The sequence below is a fragment of the Halomonas sp. KHS3 genome, assembly GCF_000830495.1.
Taxonomy (GTDB): domain Bacteria; phylum Pseudomonadota; class Gammaproteobacteria; order Pseudomonadales; family Halomonadaceae; genus Vreelandella; species Vreelandella titanicae.
In genome coordinates this window covers 40,071-65,838 of sequence record NZ_JWHY01000002.1, presented here as the reverse complement: position 1 = coordinate 65,838, position 25,768 = coordinate 40,071, and the positions used below count along the sequence as shown (strand labels likewise).

The 25,768-nt window shown below is 56.4% G+C and carries 24 protein-coding genes; 11 read left to right on the top strand and 13 right to left on the bottom strand.

The genetic code is table 11. The annotated features are described in order from the left end of the window. Positions 1 to 16 precede the first annotated feature (16 nt). Positions 17 to 616 (bottom strand): pyridoxamine 5'-phosphate oxidase family protein, encoded by a 600-nt coding sequence (locus tag RO22_RS02635; RefSeq protein WP_009288509.1) that lies wholly within the window; start codon positions 614 to 616, stop codon positions 17 to 19. A gap of 333 nt (positions 617 to 949) precedes the next feature. On the opposite strand from RO22_RS02635, the gene RO22_RS02630 reads away from it, so the two are divergent. The 7 genes from RO22_RS02630 (at position 950) to RO22_RS02600 (ending at position 9,140) form a co-directional block, all read left to right on the top strand. Beyond that, entirely contained in the window at positions 950 to 1,993 is a 1,044-nt protein-coding gene (locus RO22_RS02630) for an aminoglycoside phosphotransferase family protein (RefSeq protein WP_009288508.1), read from the top strand. A gap of 59 nt (positions 1,994 to 2,052) precedes the next feature. Next, positions 2,053 to 3,270, top strand: a complete 1,218-nt coding sequence (locus RO22_RS02625; RefSeq protein WP_027957787.1) for an ABC transporter substrate-binding protein — start codon at positions 2,053 to 2,055, stop codon at positions 3,268 to 3,270. Positions 3,271 to 3,272: 2 nt separating this feature from the next. Next, entirely contained in the window at positions 3,273 to 4,946 is a 1,674-nt protein-coding gene (locus RO22_RS02620; RefSeq protein WP_027957786.1) for an ABC transporter permease, read from the top strand. Positions 4,947 to 4,956: 10 nt separating this feature from the next. Further along, complete coding sequence (locus tag RO22_RS02615; protein WP_041157528.1) at positions 4,957 to 5,595, top strand: ATP-binding cassette domain-containing protein; 639 nt, start codon at positions 4,957 to 4,959, stop codon at positions 5,593 to 5,595. Beyond that, positions 5,582 to 6,292 carry a TIGR04283 family arsenosugar biosynthesis glycosyltransferase gene (locus RO22_RS02610; RefSeq protein WP_041158078.1) on the top strand — a complete coding sequence of 237 codons (711 nt, stop codon included), beginning with the start codon at positions 5,582 to 5,584 and terminating at the stop codon, positions 6,290 to 6,292. Before RO22_RS02615 ends, RO22_RS02610 begins: the two co-directional genes overlap by 14 nt. Further along, complete coding sequence (locus tag RO22_RS02605; RefSeq protein ID WP_041157527.1) at positions 6,282 to 6,893, top strand: TIGR04282 family arsenosugar biosynthesis glycosyltransferase; 612 nt, start codon at positions 6,282 to 6,284, stop codon at positions 6,891 to 6,893. The genes RO22_RS02610 and RO22_RS02605 overlap by 11 nt, the downstream gene beginning before the upstream one ends. 84 nt (positions 6,894 to 6,977) lie before the next feature. Further along, a complete protein-coding gene (locus RO22_RS02600; protein WP_041158077.1) occupies positions 6,978 to 9,140 on the top strand; it encodes an FAD-dependent oxidoreductase in 2,163 nt (720 codons plus the stop codon). A gap of 39 nt (positions 9,141 to 9,179) precedes the next feature. Here RO22_RS02600 and RO22_RS02595 read toward each other — a convergent pair whose 3' ends face one another. After that, on the bottom strand, positions 9,180 to 9,575 hold the full coding sequence (locus RO22_RS02595; protein WP_276316028.1) for a transcriptional regulator: 396 nt from the start codon (positions 9,573 to 9,575) through the stop codon (positions 9,180 to 9,182). Between the two features lie 165 nt (positions 9,576 to 9,740). Between RO22_RS02595 and RO22_RS02590 the strand changes: the two genes are divergently transcribed. Beyond that, positions 9,741 to 11,135 (top strand): GGDEF domain-containing protein, encoded by a 1,395-nt coding sequence (locus RO22_RS02590; protein ID WP_009288503.1) that lies wholly within the window; start codon positions 9,741 to 9,743, stop codon positions 11,133 to 11,135. Between the two features lie 32 nt (positions 11,136 to 11,167). After that, positions 11,168 to 12,307: an FAD-dependent oxidoreductase gene (locus RO22_RS02585; protein ID WP_041157526.1), complete on the top strand. Its 1,140-nt coding sequence runs from the start codon at positions 11,168 to 11,170 to the stop codon at positions 12,305 to 12,307. Positions 12,308 to 12,316: 9 nt separating this feature from the next. Here RO22_RS02585 and RO22_RS02580 read toward each other — a convergent pair whose 3' ends face one another. Then, positions 12,317 to 12,772 (bottom strand): META domain-containing protein, encoded by a 456-nt coding sequence (locus tag RO22_RS02580; RefSeq protein ID WP_035537745.1) that lies wholly within the window; start codon positions 12,770 to 12,772, stop codon positions 12,317 to 12,319. Positions 12,773 to 12,795: 23 nt separating this feature from the next. Next, entirely contained in the window at positions 12,796 to 13,236 is a 441-nt protein-coding gene (gene gloA, locus RO22_RS02575) for a lactoylglutathione lyase (RefSeq protein ID WP_041157525.1), read from the bottom strand. A 128-nt stretch (positions 13,237 to 13,364) separates the two neighbouring features. Between gloA and RO22_RS02570 the strand changes: the two genes are divergently transcribed. Further along, positions 13,365 to 14,435 (top strand): metal-dependent hydrolase, encoded by a 1,071-nt coding sequence (locus tag RO22_RS02570; RefSeq protein WP_041157524.1) that lies wholly within the window; start codon positions 13,365 to 13,367, stop codon positions 14,433 to 14,435. 22 nt (positions 14,436 to 14,457) lie between these two features. On the opposite strand, the gene RO22_RS02565 is transcribed toward RO22_RS02570, so the two are convergent. The 7 genes from RO22_RS02565 to rho all read right to left on the bottom strand — a co-directional run bounded on the left by RO22_RS02565 (position 14,458) and on the right by rho (position 21,266). Then, the gene (locus tag RO22_RS02565; RefSeq protein ID WP_041157523.1) at positions 14,458 to 15,189 is read right to left on the bottom strand and encodes an MliC family protein; all 732 of its coding nucleotides are present in this window, start codon (positions 15,187 to 15,189) and stop codon (positions 14,458 to 14,460) included. A gap of 45 nt (positions 15,190 to 15,234) precedes the next feature. Further along, positions 15,235 to 15,747, bottom strand: coding sequence for a DUF3087 family protein (locus tag RO22_RS02560; protein WP_022520177.1), 513 nt, complete (start codon positions 15,745 to 15,747; stop codon positions 15,235 to 15,237). A gap of 81 nt (positions 15,748 to 15,828) precedes the next feature. Next, complete coding sequence (locus tag RO22_RS02555; protein ID WP_041157522.1) at positions 15,829 to 16,926, bottom strand: 3-deoxy-7-phosphoheptulonate synthase; 1,098 nt, start codon at positions 16,924 to 16,926, stop codon at positions 15,829 to 15,831. Positions 16,927 to 17,486: 560 nt separating this feature from the next. Beyond that, positions 17,487 to 17,615, bottom strand: a complete 129-nt coding sequence (locus RO22_RS25145; protein ID WP_261377686.1) for a hypothetical protein — start codon at positions 17,613 to 17,615, stop codon at positions 17,487 to 17,489. A 59-nt stretch (positions 17,616 to 17,674) separates the two neighbouring features. After that, positions 17,675 to 18,415 (bottom strand): FAD-binding oxidoreductase, encoded by a 741-nt coding sequence (locus RO22_RS02550; protein ID WP_027957775.1) that lies wholly within the window; start codon positions 18,413 to 18,415, stop codon positions 17,675 to 17,677. Between the two features lie 41 nt (positions 18,416 to 18,456). Continuing rightward, a complete protein-coding gene (gene ubiD, locus RO22_RS02545; protein ID WP_009288495.1) occupies positions 18,457 to 19,947 on the bottom strand; it encodes a 4-hydroxy-3-polyprenylbenzoate decarboxylase in 1,491 nt (496 codons plus the stop codon). 59 nt (positions 19,948 to 20,006) lie between these two features. Next, positions 20,007 to 21,266, bottom strand: a complete 1,260-nt coding sequence (gene rho / locus RO22_RS02540; protein WP_007111700.1) for a transcription termination factor Rho — start codon at positions 21,264 to 21,266, stop codon at positions 20,007 to 20,009. A gap of 525 nt (positions 21,267 to 21,791) precedes the next feature. Here rho and ppx point away from each other — a divergent pair. After that, a complete protein-coding gene (ppx, locus tag RO22_RS02535) occupies positions 21,792 to 23,345 on the top strand; it encodes an exopolyphosphatase (protein WP_041157521.1) in 1,554 nt (517 codons plus the stop codon). Here the strand turns inward: ppx and tilS are convergent. Next, complete coding sequence (tilS, locus tag RO22_RS02530; RefSeq protein WP_041157520.1) at positions 23,320 to 24,618, bottom strand: tRNA lysidine(34) synthetase TilS; 1,299 nt, start codon at positions 24,616 to 24,618, stop codon at positions 23,320 to 23,322. The two genes, ppx and tilS, sit on opposite strands and share 26 nt — an antisense overlap. Further along, the gene (gene accA, locus RO22_RS02525; protein ID WP_022520184.1) at positions 24,599 to 25,555 is read right to left on the bottom strand and encodes an acetyl-CoA carboxylase carboxyl transferase subunit alpha; all 957 of its coding nucleotides are present in this window, start codon (positions 25,553 to 25,555) and stop codon (positions 24,599 to 24,601) included. Before accA ends, tilS begins: the two co-directional genes overlap by 20 nt. Positions 25,556 to 25,768 lie beyond the last annotated feature (213 nt).

The following is a 25,768-nucleotide window of genomic DNA, read 5'->3' as shown; positions in this document are numbered from 1 at the left end:
GAGGGCCCCTGAGGTGCTAAATATCTTGTGCGTAACGCGCAAGCATCTCTTCCTGTGACTCGGGGGAGCCGCTACGACCTATTTGCTCGTGAATCATCTGCCCCATCGTCGGCAATACGGAACGCTCGCGACGGCTCTCATCTGCCCATAGTTTGGAGCGCATAAAGGCTTTAGCGCAGTGAAGGTAAGCCTCCTCAACCGTCACCTCAATAACCACTTTTGGTGCTCGCTTCTCTGATGCAAAAAGCTGCAGCTTTTCTTCATCCACCGAGACATGCGCCGCGCCATTTATGCGTAGCGTCTCATCGACCCCTGGGATTAAAAACAGCAATCCAGCCTGACCGCTCTCGACAATATTTTTAAGTGAATCCAATCGGTTATTACCTGGAGAATCTGGAATTACCAAAGTAAGGTCATCAACCACCTTGATGAAACCTGGCTCTCCTCCACGTGGCGACGCATCAAAGCCCGACGCGTTTCCAGTGGCGATGACCACAAAGGGAGAAAGCTCGATAAATCGCTGACAGTGCCGGTCAAGTCGCGATAGCTGCTTCTTCAGCGCTCTCTCCTTTGGCTCAGGATATAGCTGGTATAGCTCTTCGGTGGTGCGAATCATAATTCCCCCGATACAAAAACTGCCGTCTCAATAATAATGAACCAGGCACCAGCTATTGCTCGCGCGTAAATGGCGATGGCTGTTAACGGTAAGCAATCCCGACAACGCCCGCTCTAATCCCACAAAATCTACTTAACCACAACGCTAGCAGAAAATACTCCGAAGATAATTAACTTATTAGTTATGACTCATAATATCTATGCAGCGCTAGCGCATGACATATTGGTCCCCTTACCACTCACTTTAACCACATTTTCTTACGAAACGTGTAAGGTTGGTACAAGAACGGCCACTAAGTGGCATCGCTGATTCAGCAACGACACGGACTGCTCTATGCCGACACCAACCGAAGCGCGTTTACAGGCTCTGGCAAGCGAATTAAAGCGGGCCGGGATTGCATACCATGAGCTTACGCCGATGGCGGATACCGGGCTGGCCCATGATCATGTGTGGATCCATCGCAGCGTGGGCGATGACTGGGTGGCGCGACTGCCGAAGCAGAGTCAGATGAATCTGCCGCCTGAAGAGAACCTTGCCTATCAGACTGCCTGCTACCAGCGCTCTAGTCCTGGCGGACACACGCCAGCACTTTACGGCACTCTGCCGCCGAGCGAGGCACTGCCCCGGGGTGGGTTACTGGTTGAGGCTATCCGTGGCCGCTTGGCCAAGTTGCCGGAAGACCTGCCTGCCATCGCGGATGCTCTAGCCAGCTTGCATAGCCAACCGCTGCCCAGTGTCGCAGAGCAGGCACCACTGCTTGCCCCCGAAGACCCATGGCAAGCGATGATAGATGAAGTGCGTCAGCAGGCTAACTGGTTGAGCGACGCGCAACTTTCGAGCAAGGTCACCCAGCGCATTAAGCAGGAGCTGGACTTACTGCCACCTCACTTAAGCGATGCCGCGCCGACACTGATTAGCTTTGACACCCACCCTGGCAACTTCTTAATCCACGACGATGGCCGCGCGGTGTTGGTGGATTTAGAGAAGTGCCGCTACGGCCTGCCGGGTATCGACCTCGCCCACACCAGCCTCTACACCTCGACCACCTGGGACGTAAGCAGCCAAGCGGTGCTATCGCTAAGTGACGTGATTAGCTTTTATCGCCGCTGGCAAGCCACCATGGGTGAAACGCCGGACATCGACACCCTCATTGCCTGTCGCCGCGCTACCTGGCTCTGGTCGTTAACCTGGTGTGCCAAGTGGCGCGCCCAGCACTTAAACGCCGTCGATGCCCAGCAGCGCGGGGAAGACTGGTCCGCTGAACTCACGGATCCCGCCGTGATCGACCACGTGCGCGACCGCGTTGAGCACTACTTATCGTTAAACATTATTGATCACGTGCACAGCGAGCTACAGTGTTTGCAGGTTTCCCTATAACATCTAATTTTACTAATATTTCTTAGCTGTGCTTACGCTTCTAACAAAAGGGATATTCGATGCCTACTCGCCACCCTCTTCGCCTCGCTATTGTCACCACGATGCTTGCCTTCACGGTTCCGGCATCAGCCAACCCCGACCCTAGTGATTGGCAAAGTGTCGTGGCACAGGCCGAAGGCCAAACCGTTTACTGGAATGCCTGGGGCGGTGATACGCGCACCAATCGCTACATCGACTGGGTGGCGGAGCAAATGCAGGCACAGTACGGCGTCGATGTGGAACACGTAAAGCTGGACGATACCGGCAGCGCGGTAGCTCGGGTACTGGCAGAAAAGCAGGCGGGCAACCACACCGAGGGCAGTATCGACCTGATTTGGATCAACGGCGAGAACTTCGCTGCGATGCGCGAAAGCGACCTGCTGTTTGGCCCCTTCGCTGAGTCGCTGCCCCATTTTGCGCTCACCAATGCCGCCGATAACCCTGAGGTGGTGACCGACTTCACGTTACCTACAGAAGGCTATGAATCGCCCTGGGGTAAAGCGCAGATCACCTTTTTTTACGATAGCGCTCAAACCGAGACACCACCCCAGAATATGCAGGCACTACTCGCCTGGGCCAAAGCCAATCCCGGCCAGTTCAGCTATCCGCGTATTCCCGACTTCACCGGCAGCACCTTTTTAAAGCAGGCGCTGATCGAGCTCACCGATCAGGAGGAGGCGCTTTACCAGCCAGTTTCAGAAAGCGATTTTGAGGCTGTCACCAAACCTCTGTGGGCCTATTTAGATGCGCTGCACCCGCACCTGTGGCGCAGTGGTCGTACCTTTCCCGACTCCGGCCCCAACCTGCGCACGTTGATGAGCGACGGCGAGCTAAGTTTGGCTTTTTCGTTCTACCCCACCGATGCCGCCGTGGCAGTCATGGAGTATGAGCTGCCCGAAAGCGTGCGCAGCTACGTGCTGGAAGGCGGCACTTTGGGTAACGTTCACTTTGTGGCGATCCCCTATAACTCGCCGCATAAAGCCGGGGCCATGGTGCTCGCCAATTTCCTGCTTTCACCGGAAGCTCAGGCGCAAAAGCAGTCGCTAGCGATGTGGGGAGACCGCAGCGTACTGGATATCGATCAGCTAGACGCCGAGAATCAGGCGCTGTTCGAGCAGGGTGATCGCCATCCTTCCGAGCTACCGGCGGACGCGCTGTCCAACACCCTACCCGAACCACACCCCAGTTGGATGACCGCCCTGCAAAATGCCTGGCTTGAGCGTTACGGCGTTAACTAACGATGCTGCGACTGGCCCCAGCACTCATCATTGCCCTGCTAGTACTCCCCGTTGGGGCGGGTCTGATGATGGTGCTGCTGCCTGCGTTTGGCTACTTACCAACGCTAGGCGGCCATGGCGCTAGTTTAGCCCCCTGGCAAATGCTGTTCGACCAGCCGGGGCTAGGACGTTCAGTGATGGTTAGCTTTGCCAGCGGGTTAGTCAGCACAGCCGTAGCGCTGGTAATTGTGGTGCTGTTTTTGGCCGCCAGTCGGGGCACTTGGTTAGATCGCGGCATACGACGGTTGGTATCACCGCTGCTCGCCATCCCTCACGCCGCTATCGCCTTTGGGTTTGCCTTTTTGATTGCCCCTTCGGGTTTGGTGGCGCGGCTGATATCGCCGTCGCTAACAGGATGGGAGCGCCCCCTGGACATGCTGATCATCAACGATCCCTGGGGATTCTCCCTAATGGCGGGGTTGGTGCTAAAAGAGGTACCGTTTTTGCTACTGATGAGCCTGGCGGCACTGCCGCAGTTAGCGCCGGAGAAGCGCTTGATGCTGGCAAGGTCGCTAGGTTACTCGCCTACCATCGGCTGGTTAAAAACGGTGCTTCCCTCGCTCTACCCACTGATTCGCCTGCCGGTTTATGCAGTGATCGCCTATGCCACTTCGGTCGTCGATATGGCACTGATTCTTGGCCCGAAGCTGCCCCCCACACTGAGCGTATCTATCTTGGGTTGGTTCAACGACCCGGATATCAGCCAGCGTTTTATGGCCTCGGCGGCGGCGGTACTGCAACTGGGCGTCACTGTCGCTGCACTGCTGTGTTGGTGGTTGTTAGAACAGCTGATCCGCAGCCTGACGCGGTACTGGCTGATCAATGGCAGCCGCCAGCGTGGCGAAATCATCCTGCGCCTCGTTGGCCGCTCGGCATTACTGTTTTCGAGTATCACAGCGCTGGCAGCCTTAGTTGGGTTGGGGCTATTTTCACTGGCCGGTTTTTGGCGCTTTCCAGAAGTGTTGCCACAGATGCTAACGCTGGATCACTGGCAACGCAGCGGCCCTATGCTGGCTACACCGCTCATTAATACGGCATTGATTGGACTTGTTTCTACCGCCTTGGCTACGGCGCTAGTGCTAGCAACGCTGGAAAATGAACACCGTCAGCACATTCAACCCAAGCGCGCGTTATGGTTACTCTATTTACCCCTACTAGTGCCGCAAATTGCGTTTCTATTTGGGCTAATCGTGGCCGCTGAAAGCCTGGGCATTCGCCCTCAACTTGGTCTGGTTATCGCTGGTCACCTGCTGTTTGTACTGCCTTATGTATACCTCTCCTTGGCCGAGACCTATCGCCAATTGGATCCACGCTGGTTAAAGGTAGCGCGTTCACTGGGGGTGTCACGCAGCTCCGCTTTTTGGCGGGTTCGCCTGCCGCTGTTGCTCGCGCCGCTGTTAACAGCGTTTGCCGTAGGCTTGGCAGTGAGTATTGGCCAATACTTACCCACCCAGTTACTCGGTGCGGGCCGCGTGACCACCGTGACGACCGAGGCAGTCGCGCTTGCCTCTGGCAGTAATCGACGTTTAATCGGCGTCTGGGCATTAGTGCAGGCTGGGTTACCGTTGATTGGCTTTATGCTTGCGCTAGGGCTGCCCCGTTTATTGGGTACCCACCGCCGTGATTTAGCTACTTAAGAGGGACAATGTGACAGCTTCTTTTTGCGCGCCGCTACGCCTTGAGCAAGTTAGCATCGCCCTGGCAGGCCGTGAGTTACTGGTAGTGGATGCCACTATTAGCTCCGGTGAAGTACTCACGGTCATGGGACCTTCGGGGTCGGGAAAATCCACCTTATTGGCGTATATTGCAGGCTTTCTTGATCGCGAATTCACCGCTAGCGGCGGCGTATGGCTGGGCGAGCGCAATTTGCTCAGCCTTCCCGCCGAACAGCGCAACATCGGGCTTCTGTTTCAGGATCCGCTGCTATTTCCGCACTTAAGCGTGGGCGGCAACTTGCGCTTCGGACTGCCTCGCCATCTAAAAGACAAGCGCCAGCAGGTTACTCAGGCACTTGAACAGGTTGGGCTAGCAGGCTTTGAGTCCCGCGACCCCGCCACCCTTTCCGGCGGCCAGCAATCACGCGTGGCGTTGATGCGCCTGCTACTCTCCAAGCCGCGAACGGTGCTGCTGGACGAGCCGTTTTCCAAGCTGGATACGGCGCTGCGCCAGGAGATGCGCACACTGGTGTTTAGCCAACTACGCGAAGCAGGCCTGCCTACGCTCCTGGTCACCCATGACCACGAGGACGCCAATGCAGCAGGAGGGCCGGTTATTGAGCTCGGCTGACCAACCACCTCGGCTGAGCATCGTGATACCGGTGCTTAACGAGGCCACGGGAATTGAGGCGTCACTGACGCCGCTGCAAGCACTGCGCGACCAGCGCATTGCGATACCCGTTGAGATCATTGTCGTGGATGGCGGGAGCAGTGATGCCAGCGCTCACATTGCCAAACCACTAGCAGATCGAGTGCTCAGTAGCCCAGCCGGACGAGCATTGCAAATGAACCTGGGCGCTCAGCATGCCACTGCGCCCGCACTGCTGTTCCTGCACGCGGATACTCAATTGCCCAAGAACGCCGTTGAGCAGATAACCCAAGCGCTTAACGGCCACGCCTGGGGGCGCTTTGATATTGAGCTTGCAGGCCGCAGCGGCTGGCTGCCCGTGGTGAGCTGGATGATGAACCAACGCTCACGGCTCACCGGCATCGCCACCGGCGACCAGGGCATGTTTATGCGCGCGAGCACTTTCAAAGCAGCCGGTGGTTTTCCCGAACAGCTACTGATGGAAGACATTGAGCTTTCTAAACGACTCAAACGGGTGTCTCAGCCCGCCTGTTTGCAGGCGAAAGTGGTAAGCTCGGGCAGGCGCTGGGATGAGGTCGGCGCTTGGAAAACGATCCGCCTGATGTGGCGGCTGCGCTACCGCTACTGGCGCGGCGTTAGCGCAACCCAACTCGCCAAGGAGTATCGCGATGCCCGCTGAAACGCCCCACCTGCACCTGCTAGCCAAAGCGCCGCTGGCGGGGCAAGCTAAAACGCGCCTGTCGCCCCTACTCGGTTTGGAAGGTGCTGCCAACGCCCACGCGGAGCTGGTACGCCACTGCGTCGCAAATGCCTGCAAAGCGCTGCCTGCCGCCAATGTCACACTATGGACAGCGCTTGATCACGCCCACCCGCTGTTTATCGAGCTTCGCGAGGCATTTGGTGTGACGCTAAGCGCCCAGCCAGAGGGTGACTTAGGCGCAAGGGTTCGCCATGCCCTGAACAGTACTCCAGGGCCCGCCATGCTAATGGGCAGTGATTGCCCAAGCATCACCAGCGCGCTAATCACCACCTGCGCACAGCAGCTAGCCAGCTTTGAGGTGGTGATGTTACCCGCCGAAGATGGCGGCTACGGCTTTGTGGGTACCCGGCAAGACTACCCTGCGTTGTTTAAAGATATCCCCTGGGGTACCCAACGCGTGCTGACCACCACGCAGCAGCGCATTGAAGCATTAGGCCTCCAGGTCGCCTACCCCGCGATTATTTGGGACGTGGATCGCCCTGAAGACTGGCAGCGCTGGAAGGAGCTAGAGAATCTCTAATTAGCCGTTTCAGTGTAAGGAAACGGGCGCTCTCCTCACTCAGTGACAACCGATACTTCCCTTATTAGCGCTGGAGCTTTTATTGTGACCCGACAACGTTTGATTATTGCAGCGCTACTGATCACAGCCATTGGCGTGTTTTTCATTAGCGGTGCCCATCAATGGTTCACCCTGGAAACCATCAAAGCATACCAAAGCGACTTCCAAACGGCATTTACTCAAAATCCTTGGCAGGTAGCGGGGATCTTTTTTGCTGTTTATGTGGTGATAACGGCGCTCTCACTGCCGGGCGCCACGCTGATGACCTTACTTGGCGGTGCGCTATTTGGGCTCGGCTGGGGGCTACTGATTGTCTCCTTCGCTAGCACCATGGGGGCCACGCTGGCCTTTCTACTTTCACGGTTTCTTTTCCGTGGCCCTATCGAAAAGCGCTTTCCGCGCCAGTTTGCCTCGGTGAATCGCGGCGTGGAGCGCGATGGCGCTCTTTATCTATTTACCCTGCGTTTAGTGCCGGTATTTCCGTTCTTTATGATCAACCTGGTCATGGGTCTAACGCGCATAAAAACCGTCACTTTTTACGGGGTAAGCCAGCTCGCGATGCTGCCCGGCACCGCCATCTATGTGAATGCGGGTGGGCAGTTGGGCGAGCTAGAGAGCCTGGGGGGTATTCTTTCACCGACGCTTATCGCCTCGTTTTTACTGCTGGCCATCTTCCCCTGGATAGCTCGACGCATTGTACAACTGGTGCAGAAGCGCAAAGCTTATAAAGGTTTTACCCGGCCAGCGGGCTTTGACTACGACATTGTGGTGATCGGCGGCGGCTCAGCCGGGCTGGTTACCAGCTATATCGCCAGCGCCGTGAACGCCAAAGTGGCGTTGGTGGAAAAACACAAGATGGGCGGCGATTGCCTGAATACCGGCTGCGTTCCGTCTAAAGCGTTAATTCGTGCCGCCCGCGCCGCCCATGAGGTTCGCACCGCACACCGGTTCGGAGTGACTGCCAGCGAGCCGCAGGTCGACTTTGCCAAGGTGATGGGCCATGTGCATCAGTCGATTAGCGATATCGAACCCCACGACAGTATAGAGCGCTATAACGGCTTGGGCGTTGAGGTGTACCAAGAGCACGCCAGGCTGATCTCGCCCTGGGAAATACAGGTCGGCGATAAAATCCTCACCGCCCGGCATATCGTGCTGGCCACCGGCGCACGTCCCCGGGTGCCGTCGCTACCGGGTATTAAGAGCGCCCCCGTTTTAACTTCCGAGAACCTCTGGTCGCTTACTGAATTGCCCAAGCGTTTAGTGGTGCTGGGCGGCGGTGCCATTGGTTGTGAGCTAAGTCAGAGCTTCGCTCGCCTGGGTAGCCAGGTCACCCTGGTGGAAGGCGTTTCCCAACTGCTGGGCCGTGAAGATCCAGAGGTCGGTGAGCTAATCGAAAGCACCCTGGCGGGCGAAGGCGTGTCGGTGATGACCGATGCCAGGGCGTTGGAAGTTCTCAACGGAGAGACAGGCTATCAGCTAGTGGTGGAGCATGACGGCGACCGCAAAATACTACCGTTGGACTACCTGCTGGTGAGTGCCGGTCGCCAGGCCAATGTGGAAGGCTTAGGGCTCGAAGCGCTAGGCATCACGACCACCCAAGCGGGCCCCCTTGAACTTAACGAGCGTCTGCAAACCCGCCTACCCAATATCTGGGCCTGCGGTGATTTGGCAGGGCCTTATCAGCTTACCCACGCTGCTGCTCACCAGGCGTGGCATGCGGCCGTCAATGCGCTGTTCGGCGAGCTGAAAAGCTTTGCGGTGGATTACCGCTATATGCCCGCCGTCACCTATGTACAGCCGGAAGTGGCAAGGGTGGGATTAAACGAAAAAGAGGCTAACGCACAGAGCATTGCCTTTGAAGTTACCCGCTACGCCATGGGCGAAAGCGACCGCGCCATCGCCGAAGGTGCCACTCAAGGCTTTATCAAAGTGCTTACCGTGCCAGGCAGAGACAAGATTCTCGGTGCAACCATCGTGGCGGAAAACGCCGGTGAATGGCTGGGTGAATTTACCCTCGCCATGAAGCACGGTCTGGGCCTCAACAAACTACTGGGTACCATCCACCCCTACCCCACGCTGGGCGAGGCGGCAAAGACCACTGCCGGGGTGTGGAAAAACGCCCACAAGCCCGAACGAGTGCTGGCACTATTGAAGCACTACTTCAATTGGCGACGCGGTGACAGTTCAGCTAAGAAAATTGACACCTAGCACATCGAATTGAAAGATAATTAGAAAAAATAAGTCGACCTAATCGTTACGCCCGTTAGCAGGCGGGTGCACTTTAGCGAATGTTTCAATAATTTCGCGCACTACTTTACGCTGGGCAGCGGGAAGCTCCCGGTAGAGTGCCAGCAATTGGCGCTCTTCACTGGTGGATGAAACGTCCCAACTTGCGGAAGGTTCACTGACCGTATAAGCGGTGCTGGCGCCGTAGCGCAAGTGGTGCGGGTCGACTAACAGCCAGCGAGCCAAAACCTGGAGCTTATCCTGACTGGGGATCGAATCACCACGCAGCCAGCGCCTAACGGCCTGAAACGTGATCGGCTTTCCCCAATAGCGCAGATTAAATTCCCGCTCAAGCACTGACGGCCGCGCTTCGTAACCCGCTGCTTCCAGTGCCGCTTTTAGACGCTCGGCGAACATGATTTTTTCATTCATGCCGCCAATGTGAAGCGATTGTTCAATAACAGTTGAATAACGGTTCACCTTTTGATTGAATCATTAATTCAATTTCGAGTTTTCGCTTAGCAGTATTAGGCGAGTTGCTATGCTAAGCGCTGAAATGCAGCGCTTGAGGAGTCATTCAGAATGAGTGGCACACTATCTCCATCGGTGCAAAATCTCGACGACCTGTGTCATAAGCTGGCGCTACTATGCCGCTCGGCAACCCCTCTCGAGCTTTTTGAACTGCTGACCAAAACGCTGCATGCGCTTACCCAGGGTCAACCAGTGGCACTTTATCGCCGCTTAAGCACAGGAAACCTTCGTTTGGCGTACTACTATCCGTTGGAAAGTACCCTCGCCTCTCACCACGCGCTGCTCGCTATTCATTGTTACGACGATCTAGCCGCCTCAGAGCTGCAACTGTATGAACTAAAGGGCGAGCATGAAGTGTGGGGGTATATTGGGCATCCACCTGCGGTTCACGCTGGGCCTGGCAAGTGGATCCAGCTACTCGTCGATCTTGCATCCCAACGCTTACGCTTGTTAAAAGCAGAGCGTATGGTCACTCGCCAATCAGGTTTAAAGTCTCGCCGCAGATTGCTGTCCAGAGATATTAAAAAACTGACTTCCATTGATGATATTTTGCAGCATCATGGCGCTAGCTGGTGCGATATTTTTCAGGCCGAAGGCATTGCGCTGGCTTATCAGGGCGATCTTCACTGCTTTGGCGAGTGTCCCTCGAAGCACCAGTTATTTCATCATTTACAGCAGTTGAATCAACACAATCCCCATGACGAAATCGCCGAGCTGAATGGCAGCTGCCAAGGAGGTTTAGCGGCCCCGCTAAGCGTCGCCAATGCTTCCTTGGGTTGGTTACTACTATTTCGCCAACAGCCGCTACTCCCCGCTCTGGTTGCTGATACGATGCTTCAAGACGTCTTGAGTTATTGGATGCCGCAGGAAGCCTCAATGATGATTGAGCTGGCCGACGATTTAGCCGTGGCCATAACGGCCCAGGAGGTCGTTCATCTCAACCGCCAGTTAACCAAAACCAATCAACGCCTTGAGGGCTTGGCCCACACCGACCCCTTAACAAAATGCTGGAACCGCTACTATACAGAGCTGGTGATTGAGGATTTGATCAATTCGTCAGTCAGTTTTGCCATGTTGATGTTTGATATTGATGATTTTAAAAATATTAACGATACCTATGGGCATGCAACCGGCGATGATATCTTGCGTAATATGGCTCAGTTAGTGCAGGAAACGTTGAGACATGAGGATCACTTTGGGCGTTGGGGAGGTGAAGAGTTCGTCATTATATCCAAGGGGCTTGACCAAGACGCCAGTCTAAAGCTGGCTAACCGGCTCTGCCGCAACGTGGAGCAACACATCTTCGACATCGCTGGCCAATTAACAATCAGTATCGGCCTGACCCTCGCCCAGCCCGGCGACCGGCCTCGCCAGCTATTTGAGCGGGCGGATCAAGGCATGTATCTGGCTAAATTGGCGGGTAAAAACCAAGTCTTTGTCTGTTAATCCCCAACAGCACCTTGCTTCTTCTATAGGCGATGTCCATGCAGCAATTATTACTCATGGGTGCGGGCCATGCCCACGCCTTTGTACTCGAAGCCTTTGCCAAACAGCCTGAACCAAGCATCGCGATTACCGTGGTGAGTGATAGTCCTTTAGCAGCTTACTCCGGCAGCGTACCCGCATGGCTAGCGGGGGAGTGTACGCTGCGCAAGACACAGATCGACATGGAAGCATTGTGCCAAAGAGCCAATGCTCGGCTAATTCTTTCCCCAGCAAACACGATCAACACCCAGAAGCATTACGTAGCGCTGGCAAATGGCAAGCGCGTTAACTTTGACGTGGCCTCCGTCAACATTGGTTCGACTCTAACGTCTCCTCACCAGCTTGGGGAGAACCTCCCCAAGCTACTCGCCATGCGCCCATTGAGTAGTCTGCACCAGCGCTGGCAGGCACTGCAAAATGATATTAGCCATTTACCCAGCGGCGGCGCCCAACGGGTGGTGGGCGTTGGCGGTGGCGCTGCGGGCTGTGAAACATTGATGAGCGTACTGGCTCAGTTGCGCAAACAGCGCCCGGATATTGATTGGCAGGGGCATTTGCTCAGCGCCTCTAACGCTCTATTGCCCGATGCCGGGCACGTGCCACGCTGGCTAATGCGACGCGCGCTGTCACAGGCAGGGATTACCGTTCACGTTGAACAACGCGGCGAAACGCTGATTGAAGGCGGAGTAACCACCCAGAACGGTAAACGCATCGATGCGGACATCGTCCTGTGGGCAACGGGGGCTGTCGGCCACCCATGGCTGGCAGGGACTGGGCTGCCGTTGGATCAACACGGTTTTATCCGCGTTGACCATTCACTGAAGGTTAGCGACCAGCCGAATATGTTTGCCGCTGGCGACTGTGCAGCGTTTACCCCAGCGCTGCCTAACGCAGGGGTTTATGCGGTGCGCATGGGGCCACACTTAGCGGATAACCTTCGCCGTGCCTGCTACGGCGAACCGTTGCTCCCCTGGCAGCCACCCAAACGGGTGTTGGCACTCATTGGCACTGGCGACGGCCGCGCGATTGCCAGCCGCGGTGGCTTTGGAGTTTCCGGCAAGTGGGTATGGCAATGGAAAAAGCGGATTGATGCGCGCTTTATCGCCCGCTTCAATCCGCCTTTTGAAGGCTAACTGGCTGAATCAGTTACCTTCGCGCCAGCCGCCTAGCACCCGGCTATCCGGGCCAAAGAAGACCAACCGATCATGGTCAATCAAATACCGATAGGCGGTCTCCAGCATATCCGTGACCCGCTTGGCATCGCCCATTTGCGGGCACGCCATGCGGGTGGTGGCTAACGGGCTAAACTCAATGCGCTGGTTTTCACCGAGTGTTACTTCGCCAGTAAAGCGGTTACAGCCGTCGTGGCCGCTAACTTTGCCCTCTTTTGAAATCTGGAAAAAAGGCGTTTCCGGCATGGAGAGCCGCTCATCGGTGCCCACCAACAGTAGGTTCCAACGCTGTTCAACAATGGCGCCCTCAAGCGAGGCATCGTTGGCGCCCCGTTGTGGTGTAGAACTTGGCCCCGGCGAACTGCTACAAGCACTTAACAGTAGCGCAGCGGAAGCCAACAGTGGTAATAAGCGCCAACCTTTCATGGTGATCGTTCCTTTTGTCATTGTTACCAGCTACCGGTGTTTTCCATAGAAGCCCATGGCTCTTGTGGTGCCAGGGCATCGCCTTTTTGCAGCAGCTCCACAGAGATTCCATCCGGTGATTTAACAAACGCCATATGGCCATCACGAGGTGGGCGGTTAATCGTCACGCCGTTGTCCTGAAGGTGTTGGCAGAGCGCATAAATGTCATCCACCCGATAGGCTAGGTGGCCGAAATTACGCCCACCGGTGTACTCTTCGGGATCCCAGTTATACGTCAGCTCAAGCTCCGGAGCCGTCAGCCGCTCTGAGCGTGGCTCATCTTCTGGTGCGGCCAGAAACACCAGCGTGAAGCGTCCTTTCTCGTTCTCTTTTCGGCGAACTTCTTTAAGACCCAGCAGATCGCAGTAAAAATGCAGCGAAGCATCCAGGTCACTGACACGCACCATGGTATGTAGATATTGCATATCGACTCCTGTTAAAAACGGCCTTGGTCATACTTTACAAAAACGTGACAACAGAAATAAATCGCTGCAACGCTGTATAATTAAATTATAACGTTTATCTTAGCTGGGTTTACCCGTCGGAGAAACCTGTGGATTCAGTCACTCAAGCCGCGCTTGGCGCAGCCATTGGCGGGGCCGTACTGGGCCGCCGCCTTGGCCGTAAGGCCATCCTTATCGGTGCCGTACTCGGCACCCTGCCCGATTTTGATGTAGCGCTGGATTATGGCGACGCCGTCGCCAATGTCACCGAGCATCGCGGTTTTAGCCATTCGCTTTTTGTACTAACAGGGTTAGCCACCCTGTTGGCGCTGCTATGCACACGATTTGCTCCTGCAAAAGATATTAGCCTACCCCGCTGGTGGTGCTTTTTTGCTCTTATTCTGATTACCCATCCTTTGCTTGATGCGCTAACCACTTACGGCACCCAGTTGCTTTGGCCTCTTGATCTTGCTCCCACCGCGTGGCCGATTATTTTTATTATCGATCCGCTCTATACACTGCCGCTGCTATTTACCTTGGGCGTTGCCTTGGTCTCTCAGCGGGTACGCAAAGCCTGCACATGGGGACTGGCCATCACGAGTGTTTACCTAATGATGGCAGCGGGTGCGAAATTAGTGGTAGAGCAACGTCTTGCCCCTGCCCTGGCAGAACAGGGTCTTGAAGAGGCTCCGCTACTGATACAGCCAACGCCGTTTAACATTGTGCTATGGCGCGCCACGGTGATCGACGGGGATCGCTACCATGAAAGCCTGATTAGTGTGTTTGACGGCGACCGTCAACCGCGTTTCGAACCATTAATTCGTAACGCTGGGCTAGAGACGTTCGCCCTGGCCAGCCAACAGGGAGAGCGTTTAATGTGGTTTGCGGGTTCTTTTTTACGCTATGAAACGCGGCTGCTAGAAGGAAAAGAGACGCTGATCGCCACCGATATTCGGCTCGGCTTCCCAGGCTTCCATCCGTTTAGCTTTACCCTGGCAACGTTAGAGGAAGAACACTGGGTACCGCTTGCGGTAAGCGAACAGTTGGAGAGTACCCGCGGTATTCAGATGCAAACGCTATCGCGCCTCGCCGCTCGTGCCGCAGGTAACACCTCGGCCCTGTGCGCCAGCGATTTCGAGGCGCATGAGTGGCGGGCCGAGCGTGTGGTTTATCGCTGCTGAGTTAGCGCTTCATCAAGGACGTCTAGGGAGCAATACCTTGGCCACAGCCGCTATATTGCTCCCCGCCATAAGTCAGCGTAACGCGAGCGGGAAAAGGCTTGCCGCTCATGTTATCGAAACAGGCCCCAGCATCGATACGCACGCGGAAAAAGGGCTCCACGTCAGCGTTTTCAATCACGACTCGACCAGCTTCATTGTCCATCACACTAACCATATAAGGTAGCTGGAGACGCTCTTCCCCGTAGTTCGTTTCCAACGTCAGTGTCGGCGTGTCATTTGCTAACGCAACCGTCCAGCCCGGTTCGTTACCCTGACCAAAGAACATCACGCCGGGCTTTTCAGCTCGGGTTAAGGCGTCACGTTGCTCGGCCAACGAGCACTGCAGCTGCCCTCGTGGCGTTTCCACTAGCGCCTCGTCACCCCGGTTCCAGAAGCTGATCTCACCATCTTGGTAGCGGGCGCCGCTGGCCACGACGGCTTGGGGCAACCGCCATGCGCCGTGCAGCGACCATAGGCGCAAATCGTTGGCGTTGGTGGCAGCCACTAAGTGCTGCTGAGCGGGTTCGCAGTGCCACGCATCAAAACGCTGGGCAGAGCCGGGAAAAAGCGCCGAGGGCAGAAAGGGTGCCCGGTTATCCAGCGTTGCTTGGTTAGCGGCTTTAGTTTCTGTGGAGGGCGTGGCTGCACACCCCCCGAGTACCACCATCATACCGACTGCGGCGATGGCCCCACCCCATGCTTTTAACGTATTCATATGTCATGCTCCCTATATAACTAATTCTATTGCTTGCTGAACTTCTTACCCACGTTTGAACGCCTGCAGATCATGCGTATCGATACTTTCCACCTGCGGGGGCAACCCCAGCTCTTCGCGTTTGATTTTAACCTGCATTTTTTCCGCTAGCCGTTCGGCGTCGTCGTCGGTGGTGCGCCCATTGAGCTCCGCCAACTGCGCCATACCCTGGTGATAGAAAGTGAGCAGATCCAGCGCCGTGCGGTTGCTCTCTTCCACCGCTTTGCGCAGTTGCGAAAGATAGCCACTGACTTGCGACAAATGATGTTTGAGTTGCCAGACATAGCGCACCTCCGTCATCCAAGGGCGCTCACGCAACACGGCAAATAGCGCGCTGGTGGCCAATAGCCCAAGTAGCACGCCTAGGGCATTGAGCCATAGGCTGCTGCCAAAGGTGGAGGTAAGGAGCATTGAGAACAGGAGGCCAAAAATAATCAGTTGCCCCGCCATGGCAAAGCTGATCATGCGGGCTTTGCGGCGGTAGGTCTCGGGGTCGTGATGTTCTAGGGTAAATACCATGGCCAGCCTCATTATCGCTGCAAATGTCCTATGATACGGGGCTGGCCAGGGCAAACAAGTAATAGCGTTTTACAAATGCAATTACGCCAAACGCTCTGCAGCCGTTTTAAGTAAGTGTTCGGTCGTTTCCCAGCCCACGCAGGCGTCGGTGACCGATACGCCGTAGCGCATGGCGCCAGGCTTGAGCGGCTGCTTGCCTTCGAACAGGTGACTTTCCAGCATCAGCGCGACCAGGTTGGCTTCGCCTGCCTGACGCTGCGCCAATACATCCAGCATCACTTCACTCTGGCGGCGATGGTCTTTACGCGCATTGGCATGGCTGCAATCCACCATTAGCCGTGGGTTGTGCCCGGCATTACGCAGCGCGGTGGTTGCCGCACGTACGTGTTGTGCCTGATAGTTAGGCTCGCCGTGCCCGCCACGCAACACTACGTGGGTGTGCGGGTTGCCTGCAGTTTGCTGGACGATCGGGTAGCCTTGCGGGTCTACCGCGAAACGCTGGTGCGGGTGGGCCGCCGCACTCATGGCATCGATAGCCACTTGTACATCGCCACTGGTGGCATTTTTGAACCCCACCGCCGCTGACAAATCACTGGCCAGCTCACGGTGCAACTGCGACTCGGTGGTGCGTGCGCCAATCGCTACCCAGCTTAGTAAATCGTCTACGTAGTGTGCCAGCATCGGTTGTAAAAGCTCGGTAGCCACCGGCAAGCCGCGAGCGGCTACGGCATGCATCAGTTCACGAGAAAGCGCCAAACCGCGCGGCATATCACCGCTGCCATCCAAGCCTGGGTCGTAGGCCAGCCCTTTCCAGCCCACAGTGGTGCGCGGCTTTTCAACGTAGACGCGCATGACCGGCAAAATACGTTCGCTGATCTCTTCGCTTAATGCAGCCAGGCGGTCGGCGTATTCCAGCGCTGCATCTGGGTCGTGAACGGAGCAAGGGCCAACGACAACGAGCAGGCGGTCATCGTGACCACTCAAAATTTGCTGTACGGCGTGTCGCTGGCGAGCAATTTGCTCACTTAGCGGGGCGCTTAACGAGATACGTTGTCTGAGTTCGGCGGGGGTAGGCAGCCGCTTTGCACTGGGCTCAGGCGCTGAAGGCGTTAGCCGGGAAGTAGCATGGGCAGTGGATACAACGGTTTTATTAATAACAGGGCTGACAGGCGCATTCATGATTAATTCTCCGCAATCGTGTGACATCGTATGGTTGTGTGACCACCCAAGTGAACACGGTCGGAGGTGGCAGCTAGCACCGACCGCGCGTCGCTAAATCGCCAGCTATAGCCATAACCCACAAAGCTGGTAGCGAAAGCGTTAGTCAGTGCGCGATAAATCATGATGCTGCTCCTTGATGAAATAATGGTGAATAACTATTGCCGAAAATCGCTCAGTCTATAAATCGCTGGGGCCCCAAAACGCCAGAAGCCCCGGCGGGGTTACCGACCGGGGCTTCTGTGCTTGCGGCAGGCAACCGAGTGGTGTGCCTGGTGGCGCGACGTTAGGCGTCGGCCAGGGGCACACCGTAGCTAAACCAATACCCATAAAACACAAAACCACCAACCAATTCTGGTTGTGGGTTCACGGTATGTGGTGTGGTTAGTCGTTGCATGCCCATATTCCGCTAGATTCTGTTAGTTACGCTGGCAATAACTAGCCCCTGTAAATCGTTTGACAGGGCTGCCGCCATGGCGTTGTAGTTTTATCCTGCCTGCAAGCGCTGCAAATGGCAACACTCAACCGCTAAAAGCTTGTACCCAACCAATGGTAGCGGGCAGCGCGCTCATGCTAACCAGCACCACCAAGCCTAGAAAGATGGACAGGAAACCAGAATCGTCTTTAAAGTTTTCGTCGTGTTGGGCCATGTTAGCCTCCTTTTTTGACAACGCTATATCAGGGGGAGCGTTACAACGCTGCGGTCATATTAAGTAGAACGGGGTGCGTAGGCAAACACATCCGAAAACACCCGCTCAAGCTTTATGCCTTTTGTGTCGAGCACATCCAGGCAGGCGTAGACCATGTTGGGCGAACCCGAGATATAAACATCATGGGTTTCTGGCGTGATATCTGCGGTTTTCAACACCTGATCAATACGACCCAGGTGATGGGCAATCCGCTCGCCCGCTGCTAACGGCTCTTCCAAGGGCGATTCGGTTACCGCATGAAAGCAGACATTGGCGTGGGTTTGCGCCCACTGGCTGGCCAGTTGCTCTAAATAGAGGTCGCGGTGTTCGCGGGCGGCCCACCACAGCGAAATTTCTCGTTCGGGCTGTTCATGCAGTACCGCTTCGACAATGGCTTTCATCTGGGAGAAACCGGTTCCTGCTGCAATCAGCAGCAGCGGTCTTTCGCTCTCACGATCAAGCACGCACTCACCGCCGGGCAAACGCAGCGTGAGCTGATTGGCTACCTGCAGCAGTTCCCGCAGCCGCGCTGAGTTATCCCGCTCCGGCCAGTGTTGAATATGCAGCTCGATAACACCATCGCTGCGATCGGCACTGGCGATCGAAAACGGCACCCAAGTGGTGTCATCCAGCTTAAGCTCTAAATATTGCCCCGGCGCATGCTGCATGGCTTCGGCGCGCCCAGTTAGCGTCACGCCAAACACATCGGGGCTTAAGTTCTCAACCTCGGTGACTTGGCAAGTCAACGTCCTTGCACTCATGAAAGCCTCTTTTTACAAATTTGGTCAGCGATACATCGCATTCAACGGCGAGAGGGCGGCAATTCAAGACCAATCCCCAGCGCTTCCCAGCGTTCATCCACGCGCGCTTTAACGGCATCGTCCATCACAATCGGGGTGCCCCATTCACGGTCAGTTTCTCCTGGCCACTTATTGGTGGCATCAAGCCCCATTTTCGAGCCAAGACCTGAGACCGGCGAAGCGAAATCGAGATAATCAATGGGGGTATTTTCGACCATTACAGTATCCCGCGCGGGATCCATCCGGGTGGTGATCGCCCAGATAACATCTTCCCAATTGCGTGCGTCCACGTCGTCATCCAGCACAATCACAAACTTGGTGTACATAAACTGACGCAGAAAGCTCCATACCCCCATCATCACGCGCTTGGCGTGGCCGGGGTACTGCTTCTTCATGGTGACCACTGCCATACGGTAAGAGCAGCCTTCCGGTGGCAGGTAGAAGTCGACGATTTCGGGAAACTGCTTACACAGAATGGGCACAAAGACTTCATTCAGCGCCACACCGAGAATCGCCGGCTCATCCGGCGGACGTCCCGTATAGGTCGAGTGATAGATCGCATCACGGCGCATGGTCATCCGCGTGATGGTAAACACCGGGAAGTGGTCGACCTCATTGTAGTAACCGGTGTGGTCACCAAAGGGGCCTTCCGCCGCCATATCATCGGGATAGATAAAGCCTTCGAGGATAATCTCGCTGGACGCGGGCACATCAAGATCCGCATGACCGCACTTCACCAGCTCGGTACGCGAACCGCGCAGTAGGCCCGCAAAGGCGTATTCTGAAAGCGAATCCGGCACGGGGGTGACGGCGCCCAAAATCGTCGCCGGGTCAGCGCCAAGCGCCACCGCAACCGGGAAAGGCTCGCCTGGGTGGGCTTTCTGGAACTCCAGAAAATCCAGCGCGCCGCCACGATGGGAGAGCCAGCGCATGATCAGGCGGTTCTTGCCAATCTTCTGCTGACGGTAAATCCCTAGGTTCTGGCGCTTCTTGTGCGGCCCTTTAGTAATCACCAGTGGCCAGGTGACCAGTGGCCCCGCATCGCCAGGCCAGCAGTGCTGAATCGGCAGCAGGCCGAGATCGACCTCGTCGTCTTCATAGACCACTTCCTGTACCGGCGCATGCTTGACGTTTTTCGGCCCCATGCTGAGTACTTGCTTGAAGATCGGCAGCTTGTCCCAGGCGTCTTTCAAGCCTTTCGGCGGATCAGGCTCTTTGAGAAACGCCAACAGCTTACCCACTTCTCTGAGCGCTTCTACCGATTCTTGGCCCATGCCTAGCGCAACCCGTTTAGGGGTGCCAAACAGGTTGCCCAACAGCGGCATGTCGTGGCCTTTGACGTTTTCAAACAACAACGCCGGGCCACCGGCACGCAGCGTGCGGTCGCAAATTTCGGTGATTTCCAGGTAAGGATCGACTTCGACATGAATACGCTTGAGTTCACCCTGGGCTTCAAGCGCCGCGATGAACTCACGCAAGTCTTTGTACTTCAAGGCACGCTCCCTGGCTGGCGAATGCGCCGCGTTAGCGGCGCTCTTTTTTACACCACAAGCTAGCGGCGCTTCATCGCTTCAAAGAACTCAAGATTGGTCTTGGTATCTTTCAGACGGTCAATCAGGAATTCAGTGGCGGCGGTGTCTTCCATCGGATTGAGCAGCTTGCGCAAAATCCACATGCGCTGCATTTCATCCTCAGAAGCCAGCAGGTCTTCACGACGGGTGCCGCTGCGACGGATATTGATCGCCGGGAATACACGACGCTCAGCCAGCTTGCGATCCAGGTGGGCTTCCATGTTACCGGTACCCTTGAACTCTTCGAAGATGACTTCGTCCATTTTGGAGCCAGTATCGACCAGCGCCGTGGCGATAATCGTCAGGCTGCCGCCCTCTTCGATATTACGCGCCGCACCAAAGAAGCGTTTTGGCTTCTCAAGGGCGTGGGCATCGACACCACCGGTGAGCACTTTGCCAGAGCTGGGCACCACGGTGTTGTAAGCACGCGCTAAACGGGTAATCGAGTCGAGCAGAATGACCACGTCTTTCTTGTGCTCAACTAAGCGCTTGGCTTTCTCGATAACCATTTCAGCGACTTGCACGTGACGCGCAGGCGGCTCATCGAAGGTTGACGCCACGACTTCGCCACGCACGGTGCGCGACATTTCGGTGACTTCCTCAGGGCGCTCATCGATCAGCAGTACGATCAGATGACACTCTGGGTTGTTGCGCGTGATGGAGGTCGCGATGTTTTGCAACATCAGCGTTTTACCCGCCTTGGGCGGCGATACCAGCAAACCACGTTGGCCTTTACCGATCGGCGCGGTTAGATCGATGATCCGCGCGGTAAGGTCTTCCGTGGAGCCGTTACCGATCTCCATACGCATGCGATCGTCTGGGAACAGCGGCGTTAAGTTCTCAAACAGGATCTTGTGCTTGGCATTTTCCGGACGGTCAAAGTTGATTTGACTGACCTTCAGCAGGGCGAAGTAGCGTTCACCCTCCTTCGGCGGACGGATTTTGCCGGAAATGGAGTCACCCTTGCGCAGATTGAAACGGCGGATCTGCGAAGGCGATATGTAGATATCGTCGGGACCGGCGAGATAGGAGCTGTCAGCGCTACGCAGGAAGCCGAAGCCATCCTGAAGAATTTCCAGCACACCGTCGCCATAGATATCCTCGCCACTTTTGGCGTGTTTCTTGAGGATGGCGAAAATGATGTCCTGCTTGCGCGAACGGGCCAAGTTATCAATACCCATTTCACGGGCGATATCGAGGAGCTCGGGAACGGTTTTTTGCTTGAGTTCAGTGAGATTCATCGGTGTGTTAGAAAGTTGCTCATGGAAGCTGGGCGCCAGGCGCCGGGAATAAGACAGGAGGCGTGAAAGTGACGCCGTGTGATGCGTTCAGACCCCGGTAAAGGCACGCGCTCGAAGATGAAAGGAACGGCGTTGGACTTAACTAACAACGCTGCTGCTTGTTGTTATTAAGACTCAACTCGAGGGTGCTAACACTTGTTTAATCTGGCTACCCCAGGAAAGTGGTTGAACCAGTGGGCTATCTGACGACTTGGAATTCTGGCTGACGCTAACGGGATAAACAGTGAGTAACGTCTGGGGCGACCAAGGTGCCGTACTTGCACGACGCATGCAAGATGATTTATCTAAACAGCGACTCATCTCAGCTGCGAAGTACTTGTGGACACGCTAACTAACCAGGTCAGATCAGGCCAGTAGCTCGATGGTAGTCAAGCGCCGCGACAAACGCAAGCCTTTAGGTGTCTAGCAATTGACAATAGATAAAGGTCGCCGCAACCTTGGCACAGCCAACACGAAGGAAAGCTCATGCCCAAGGACATTTCGCTCCCCATTGCCACCGCTCCCGCTGAGGTAGACAGCGGTGCGCCGCAGCGCTTCGCCGCTATAGACCTGGGTTCCAACAGCTTTCATCTACTGGTGGCCAATTACCAGCATGAACGCCTCCAGGTGGTGGCCCGATTGGGCGAAAAGGTGCAGCTCGCCGCGGGTTTAGACGATGATGGCCTGCTCAGCGAAGAGGCAATGCAGCGCGCACTAGACTGCCTGGGCCGCTTCGCGCCGTTTTTAAGCGATATCACCAACGCCAATTTGCGCATTGTCGGCACTAACGCGCTACGCGATGCCGATAATAGCCAAGCGTTTATCGAGCGCGCCGAAGCACAGTTAGGCCACGCCATCGAAATTATCGCCGGCCGCGAAGAGGCTCGGCTGATTTATTTAGGCGCCGCCCACGCGCTGGCCGAAAATGGCCGCCGATTAATCGTCGATATTGGCGGTGGCTCGACCGAATTCATTATTGGTGAAGCTTTTGAGCCCAAAGCGCTGGAGAGCCTGCGCATGGGCTGCGTGACATTTTCCCGACGCTTCTTCTCCGACGGCGAGTTGAACGAAAAACGTATGCGCCGCGCCGAGCTCGCCGCTCTTTCAGAGCTCGCCAACATTCAGCGCCCCTATCAACGCCTGGGCTGGGACGACCCAGTCGGCTCCAGCGGCACGATCAAGGCCGCCGCCAGCGTGTTGCATGCCTATGGCGATACGCCCCACGAGGGTGTTATCACTCGCGCCGGTTTAAAGAAGCTGCGCGAACGGCTGCTGAAGTGCAAGCAACTGGATAAAGTCGCGCTGGAGGGCCTCAAGGCTGACCGTGCCAAAGTTTTCCCGGCGGGGATTGCCATTCTTGGGGCGATTTTTGAAGCCTTTGATTTAACCCAAATGCGTTTTGCCGATGGGGCGCTGCGTGAAGGCGTGCTCTACGATATGGCCGGGCGCAATACCGCCGAAGACTCGCGCTCGAAAAGCCTGGAGTCGCTACAGCGCACTTACGATGTTGATACCCGCCAAGGGCTTAACGTCGCCGACACTGCCGAGCGGCTGTTTCAGCAGGTACGCCATGCGTGGTCGCTAAACCTTGACCAAGGGCGCTATTTGCAGTGGGCTAGCCACGTGCATGAAATCGGCCTGGCGATCTCTCACAGCCAGTTTCATCGCCACGGCGCCTACCTGCTGGAGCATTCGGATCTCGCGGGTTTTTCACGCCCTGAACAGCGCCAACTGGCGTTTTTAGTGCGCGCGCACCGGCGTAAATTTCCGCTCAAGGAGTGGCAGGCCCTGCCGGAAGCGCAACAGGAGACGACCCAGAAGCTCGCCCGACTGCTGCGTTTAGCCGTTTTGCTCAACCATTCCCGCCCGGAAACCGCGCCCTCGCTACCGGAAATAAGCGCTGACAGCGATAGCTTGACGATCACGCTGCCTGCCAGCGATGAACCCACCCTGCTGAGTACCGACCTGGAACAGGAGCAGGCGTTTATGGAAGCCGCCGGTTTTAAGCTGATCGTTAAGCAGGCGAAGTCAGACGTGTAAAGCAAACGCCCTCTGCCTGCCATAACAGCTGAGCAGGGGGACAAACCACCCCGATACACGCCTCACCCTGCATGATAACCACCAGCCGCTGGCGCTCCCAGGGCGGCATATCCGCCTCTTGTAGCAACCGCTTTAGGTCGCGCCGCCCTCGTTTAGGCAGTTGAATAACCTCCCCACCTTGTCGCCAGGTCGCTCTCAGCGGTTGAGACGGCTCTTGTAATGAGGCCACCTGCCACCCTAGCGGCCCGATAGGCGTTTCCAGTGGCGTTTGACCATCCCAGCTAACCTCCCACGACGATAACGCTTCAAAAGGCACCATCAGATAGAGCCGCTGGCGCCATAGGCGCGCCTGAGCACCCGGCCACTCAACGCACACCGCGGCACCCGCCTTGGCATTCAATTGATCCAGCAGGCTCTCTAAACGCTTCTGGGGCGGTGTTGGCAAGCCTTGCTGTTGGCAAAGAGTACGCACCAGCAGCCGCTGGCGGGGACGGGAGCGCTGACTAAGTGCGCTCGCATCTATCTGCCCTTCTCCGGTGACGAGCTCGTTTAGCTCGGCTGCTAAATACTCGCTAAGCACCGCATCTGCGTCACCGGCGTTGGTTGCGCTATTGGCTAAAGCAGCGACGGCTGTGGGCCAGCGCTCGCGCAATGCTGGCAATATTCGATGGCGCAGGCGGTTGCGATCAAAGCGAATATCTTGATTGGTGGGATCTTCGCACCAGCGCAACTCAAGCAGCCCAGCCGCAGCTTCAAGTTCAGCTCGGCGCACGGAGAGCCAGGGACGCACCAAGGTGGTACTTTGGGCCTCCCGGCGATAGGGCATACCGGCCAGGCCGCGTAGCCCGCTGCCGCGCAGAGCGGCGAGCAGAAAGGTTTCCGCCTGATCATCCTGGTGCTGGGCCAGCCAGAGCGTATCGCCAGTGGGAATGGTGGCCAAAAAAGCCTCATAGCGGGCGTTGCGAGCGGCGCCTTCGATGCCTTCACCTTGTGCATCTACCGTCACATTGACCACGGTCAGCGGCACGTTCAAACGCACACACATATCCCGGCAGTGCGCCTCGAACGTCTGCGCTGCTGCCTGTAGGCCGTGGTTAATGTGGATAGCCCGCAAATGGCGGTCTGCTTGTTCGCAGGCCCGTGCGGCTAACGCGAGCAGCAGGCAGGAGTCCAAACCACCTGAGAGTGCCACCCAAATAGAGCGCCCCGGCGGGGTTTCCGCCAGGGCGTCGTTGAGCAAGCGTTGCAGCGTATTAAGCGGCTGGGGCGCCATAGCTCATTAAACGCTTGTAGCGACGCTCCAGCAGCGCGTCAGTGTCCATTGACTGCAGACGCCCCAAGCTCGCGGTAAGCGCCTCTTTGACCCGCTCAGCAGTGGTTAGCGGGTGACGGTGGGAACCACCGAGCGGCTCTTTGATCAGCGAATCGACGAAACCCAGCTCTTTCAGTCGCTCGGCGGTAATGCCCATAGCCTGAGCGGCGTCAGAGGCTTTTTCAGCGCTTTTCCATAAGATCGATGCGCAGCCTTCCGGTGAGATCACCGAGTAGGTCGAATACTGCAGCATTTGCAGTTCGTCGCAGACGCCAATTGCCAGCGCGCCGCCGGAGCCGCCCTCGCCCACCACGGTGGAGATAATCGGTGTTTTCAGTCGTGACATAACGGCCAGATTATAGGCGATAGCCTCTGACTGACCGCGCTCTTCGGCGTCGATACCGGGATAGGCACCGGGGGTATCGATAAAGGTCAGGATCGGCATTTTAAAGCGCTCGGCCATCTCCATCAGACGGCACGCTTTGCGGTAGCCTTCTGGGCGCGGCATACCGAAGTTGCGGCGCACTTTCTCTTTTACATCGCGGCCTTTTTGATGGCCAATCACCATCACTGGTGCATCATTCAACCGCGCAATGCCACCTACCAGCGCGGCATCATCGGCGAAGTTGCGATCACCGTGCAGCTCGTCAAAGTCGGTGAAGATGTGTTCGAGGTAGTCCAACGTGTAGGGACGCTGAGGGTGCCGTGATAGCTGAGAAACCTGCCAGGGAGTCAAATCCTTGAAGATCGATTCCGTCAGCTTGCGGCTCTTCTCTTCCAGCCGAGCGATCTCGTCGGAAAGGTTGACTTGGCTATCGGAGCTGACTAGACGCAGCTCCTCAATTTTTGCCTGAAGTTCGGCAATCGGCTGTTCAAAATCGAGATAATTAGGATTCATCGGCTCTGCCTGTAAGCTGCCTGTCAAAAACAAGCCTGATCAAAATAAGTATTATCGCACCCTGACCCTGCCACGCAAGGTGGGCTCACTTATGCACAGAGTGCAATCTCACGAGGGCAGGTCTCCGCGAGGGCGCTGTGAACCCATCCTTGGGCGCTACTTTCGCCATCCCTGGCCGAAAGACCCTCGCTTCAACCTGCCCTCTTCCGATAG

Excerpts from the sequence above, each read along its gene's own strand:
- RO22_RS02550 (WP_027957775.1), bottom strand. The coding sequence starts at position 18,415 with ATGAGTGCAAGGACGTTGACTTGCCAAGTCACCGAGGTTGAGAACTTA.
- RO22_RS02625 (WP_027957787.1), top strand. The coding sequence starts at position 2,053 with ATGCCTACTCGCCACCCTCTTCGCCTCGCTATTGTCACCACGATGCTT.
- accA (WP_022520184.1), bottom strand. The coding sequence starts at position 25,555 with ATGAATCCTAATTATCTCGATTTTGAACAGCCGATTGCCGAACTTCAG.
- RO22_RS02585 (WP_041157526.1), top strand. The coding sequence starts at position 11,168 with ATGTCCATGCAGCAATTATTACTCATGGGTGCGGGCCATGCCCACGCC.
- RO22_RS02565 (WP_041157523.1), bottom strand. The coding sequence starts at position 15,189 with ATGAATACGTTAAAAGCATGGGGTGGGGCCATCGCCGCAGTCGGTATG.
- RO22_RS02620 (WP_027957786.1), top strand. The coding sequence starts at position 3,273 with ATGCTGCGACTGGCCCCAGCACTCATCATTGCCCTGCTAGTACTCCCC.
- ppx (WP_041157521.1), top strand. The coding sequence starts at position 21,792 with ATGCCCAAGGACATTTCGCTCCCCATTGCCACCGCTCCCGCTGAGGTA.
- RO22_RS02580 (WP_035537745.1), bottom strand. The coding sequence starts at position 12,772 with ATGAAAGGTTGGCGCTTATTACCACTGTTGGCTTCCGCTGCGCTACTG.
- RO22_RS02595 (WP_276316028.1), bottom strand. The coding sequence starts at position 9,575 with ATGTTCGCCGAGCGTCTAAAAGCGGCACTGGAAGCAGCGGGTTACGAA.
- RO22_RS02560 (WP_022520177.1), bottom strand. The coding sequence starts at position 15,747 with ATGGTATTTACCCTAGAACATCACGACCCCGAGACCTACCGCCGCAAA.
- RO22_RS25145 (WP_261377686.1), bottom strand. The coding sequence starts at position 17,615 with ATGGCCCAACACGACGAAAACTTTAAAGACGATTCTGGTTTCCTGTCC.
- RO22_RS02635 (WP_009288509.1), bottom strand. The coding sequence starts at position 616 with ATGATTCGCACCACCGAAGAGCTATACCAGCTATATCCTGAGCCAAAG.
- rho (WP_007111700.1), bottom strand. The coding sequence starts at position 21,266 with ATGAATCTCACTGAACTCAAGCAAAAAACCGTTCCCGAGCTCCTCGAT.
- RO22_RS02630 (WP_009288508.1), top strand. The coding sequence starts at position 950 with ATGCCGACACCAACCGAAGCGCGTTTACAGGCTCTGGCAAGCGAATTA.
- gloA (WP_041157525.1), bottom strand. The coding sequence starts at position 13,236 with ATGCAATATCTACATACCATGGTGCGTGTCAGTGACCTGGATGCTTCG.
- RO22_RS02590 (WP_009288503.1), top strand. The coding sequence starts at position 9,741 with ATGAGTGGCACACTATCTCCATCGGTGCAAAATCTCGACGACCTGTGT.
- tilS (WP_041157520.1), bottom strand. The coding sequence starts at position 24,618 with ATGGCGCCCCAGCCGCTTAATACGCTGCAACGCTTGCTCAACGACGCC.
- RO22_RS02605 (WP_041157527.1), top strand. The coding sequence starts at position 6,282 with ATGCCCGCTGAAACGCCCCACCTGCACCTGCTAGCCAAAGCGCCGCTG.
- RO22_RS02555 (WP_041157522.1), bottom strand. The coding sequence starts at position 16,926 with ATGAATGCGCCTGTCAGCCCTGTTATTAATAAAACCGTTGTATCCACT.